At 77.1% G+C, this 3,018-nt stretch carries 3 protein-coding genes; 1 reads left to right on the top strand and 2 read right to left on the bottom strand.

Annotation, left to right across the window (positions count from 1 at the left end):
* Positions 1–147 precede the first annotated feature (147 nt).
* The gene (locus ACFV6I_RS08895) at positions 148–723 is read left to right on the top strand and encodes an ATP/GTP-binding protein (RefSeq protein WP_063349857.1); all 576 of its coding nucleotides are present in this window, start codon (positions 148–150) and stop codon (positions 721–723) included.
* Positions 724–827: 104 nt separating this feature from the next.
* Here the strand turns inward: ACFV6I_RS08895 and ACFV6I_RS08890 are convergent, their stop codons facing one another.
* Together ACFV6I_RS08890 and ACFV6I_RS08885 are read right to left on the bottom strand one after the other, a co-directional pair.
* Positions 828–1,307, bottom strand: a complete 480-nt coding sequence (locus ACFV6I_RS08890) for a MarR family winged helix-turn-helix transcriptional regulator (protein WP_063349856.1) — start codon at positions 1,305–1,307, stop codon at positions 828–830.
* Positions 1,308–1,407: 100 nt separating this feature from the next.
* A complete protein-coding gene (locus ACFV6I_RS08885; RefSeq protein ID WP_380424022.1) occupies positions 1,408–2,910 on the bottom strand; it encodes a hypothetical protein in 1,503 nt (500 codons plus the stop codon).
* Between the last annotated feature and the right edge of the window lie 108 nt (positions 2,911–3,018).

The raw sequence follows: 3,018 nt of genomic DNA, 5'->3' as shown, positions 1-3,018 counted from the left end.
CGTCCCCCCCCCCCCCCGCGCCCGGCCCCCGCCCGCGGGGGCGCCGCAAACCGCGCGGGCCCGGGGGGGGGGGGGGGGGGCCCGGCGCCCCCCCCCCCCCCCCCCCGACCGCCCCGCACCTCTCAGTCCCACTCCAGGAGACCCGAATTGACGACCCAGAGCCTGGTGCCGGGCGCGGTCAAGATCCTCGTCGCCGGCGGCTTCGGCGTCGGCAAGACCACCATGGTCGGCTCGGTCAGCGAGATCGAACCGCTGCAGACCGAGGAGCGGATGACCCGCGCCAGCATCGGGGTCGACAGCCTCGACGGCGTCCAGGGCAAGTCCACCACCACCGTGGCGATGGACTTCGGGCGGATCACCGTCCGCGAGGACCTGGTGCTCTACCTGTTCGGCACACCCGGCCAGTTCCGGTTCTGGTTCATGTGGGACGACCTCGCGCTCGGCGCCCTCGGGGCGATCGTCCTCGCCGACACCCGGCGGCTCGAATCCAGCTTCGCCGCCGTGGACTTCTTCGAGCAGCGCGGCATCCCGTTCGCGATCGGCGTCAACTGCTTCCACGGCCGCCGCGACGCCAGCCCCGAGGACGTCCGGCGCGCCCTCGACCTCGGCCCCGAGGTCCCGATCGTGCTCTGCGACGTGCGGGAGCGGGCGTCCAGCAAGGAGCTGCTGCTCGCCCTGCTCGACCAGGTGCACCGCAACGCCCTGTCCGCCGGGCGGCGTTGAGCGTCCGGGCCGTGCGGGCCGCGCGGGGTCACCGGGGCCGGCGCCGGACTTGATGTCGAGGTCGGGGCCGGGGTCGGGGTCGGGGTTCAGGCGTTGGCCGGGGTTCAGGCGTTGGTCGGGGGGCGGCCGGTGAGCCCGGCCGGGTCGTCGAGTCCGGAGAGCGCGTGGACCAGCGGCGCCAGCTCCGGCACCTCGGCGGCCTGCGCCAGGGTCGCCTCCAGGGTGGCGTCGTGCACCGGGCGGGCGGCCGTCAGCAGGGTGCGGCCCTCCGGCGTCAGCTCGGTGTAGATCCCGCGCCGGTCGTCGGCGCAGAGGTAGCGGCTGAGCAGCCCGCGGTCCTCCAGCCTGGTCACCAGGCGGGTCGTCGCGCTGCTGCTCAGCGCCGCGGCGCGGGCCAGCTGCTGCATCCGCATGTGCCACCCGTCCTGCCGCGACAGGGCGTCCAGCACCGTGTACTCGACCACCGAGAGCCGGTGCTCCGCCTGCAGCGCCTTCTCCAGCGCCGCGTCGATCAGCCCGTGCAGCGCGGCGAGAGTCCGCCAGCCACGGGCCCGGACCTCGGCCGCGTCGTCGCGGATACCCATCGCTCGCCTTCCCTTCCACTTCCCTGCACGTCTCGTGACGTCTTCCCTGGGACAAGTATGCCAGCCGACGCGGATTAGCTGTCTATGCAAATAGTTTTCCTTATACCTCCCCTCGATGCCGGTCCATGGCGGGCTCCCCGGCCCAGGCGGCGGCGCAGAGCGCGGCGGCCAGTTCCTCCGTGTAGCAGGCGGCCGCCAGCCAGGACCCGGCGAAGGCGTCATGGTCGTCCGGGACGACCCGGCCGAACACGTCGCGGCGCCGGTCGTCCGCGGCGGCCCGCAGTGCGTCCAGGAGCTCGGCGGCCGTCACCAGCCCGGCGGCGCGCAGCAGGCTCCCGTCGGCGGCCGCCGTGGCCGCGCTCGGGGCCAGGGCATGGCGCCCGGTGGTGACCGCCTGCTCGACCCGGCGGCCGAGCACGTGGACGGGCGGCCCGTACGGGGCCTCGCTCGGGAGACCGACCGGGAAGCCGGGCACGGCATCGGTGGCGGTGGCGGTCTGGAGGTCGGTGGTCCGCAGGTCGGCGGTCTGGAGGCGTTCGAGGCCGAGATTGACCCGGTCGGCCCGGTCCGCGGGGACGGCGAGCGAGGGAAGGCCGGGGGCCTCGGGGGCCGTCGAGGGCTCCGGGGGTGTGCCGATCGCGAGCAGGCGAAGCTCCGGACGGTCCGATCGCTCCAGACGGCCGATCACCCGCAGCCGCAGGCCGGGCGTGGTGGCGAGCAGTGCGAGGTTCGCCCGGAAGGCCAGGCCCGGGTGCTCGTGCCCCGTGCACAGACCGACCACCAAGCCGCCGTCGGCACCATCGGCACCGTCGGCACCGCCCTCGCAGCGCGCCAGCAGCCTCGGCGCCCCGCCCGGGCCGGCCGGAGCCGGGCCCAGCAGAGTCACGTCCAGGAACAGCAGGTCACTCCCGGCCGGGCGGCCCTCGTACGGCAGCGACTCCGCCGCGAGCGCCCGCGCCACCTGGGCGGCCGCCGGTTCGGCCCAGAGCGCGGCCACCGGCTCCGCCGTCCACGCCACGCCCGCCGCCCGGACCGCCCGGACGGAAGCACCCGCGCCCAGCCGCCCGGCGGCGGACCGGGTGGCGCCCTGGACGGCCAGCCCGGCACGGCTGAACTCCCGGTGGCTGAGCGGGGCCTCCCCCAGCCGGACCGTCCGGTTGCCCGCCCCGACCGCCTGCGGGGCGGCGGCCGCCGCGTCACCGTGCGGCATCACCTCGGCCACCGTGCTGAGCCGGCCCCCGGCGTCCACCGCCCAACTCACCACCCCCGCATGCGTGGCCGTCAGCACCGGCTCGGTGAACAGCCCGTACAGCCGCAAGCCGCCCTCCTCGCCGTACGCCTGGCGGGCGGTGCCGCGCAGCTCGGCGACCGGGCCGGAGCCGGTGCTCAGGGCGGTGGTGAGGTCCAGCAGCTCGCGCAGACCGGCCACCAGGTCCGCCAGCCGGTGGTCCGGCGCCCCGGACCGGGCCGCGCGCAGCCTCGTCACCACCGCGACCGCCGCCGCGGCCGGGCGGTACAACCCCGCCAGCCGCGCCCGGTGGGCCGCCCGCAGCAACTCGGCCTGCGCGACCGCCCCCGCGCCGCTCACTCCGGCGGCCAGCACGGCGCACCCGGCCCGGGGGGGGGGGGGGGGGGGGGCCCGCCCCCCCCCCCCCGGCCGCGCGCCCCGCCCGCCGGCCCCCCCGCGTGGTGGGTTTGGGAGAGGCACACA

The organism is Kitasatospora sp. NPDC059803, from assembly GCF_042732255.1.
Lineage (GTDB): Bacteria > Actinomycetota > Actinomycetes > Streptomycetales > Streptomycetaceae > Kitasatospora.
Note: the sequence above shows the minus strand (reverse complement) of the source record. Positions and strands in the feature narration are given on the sequence as shown.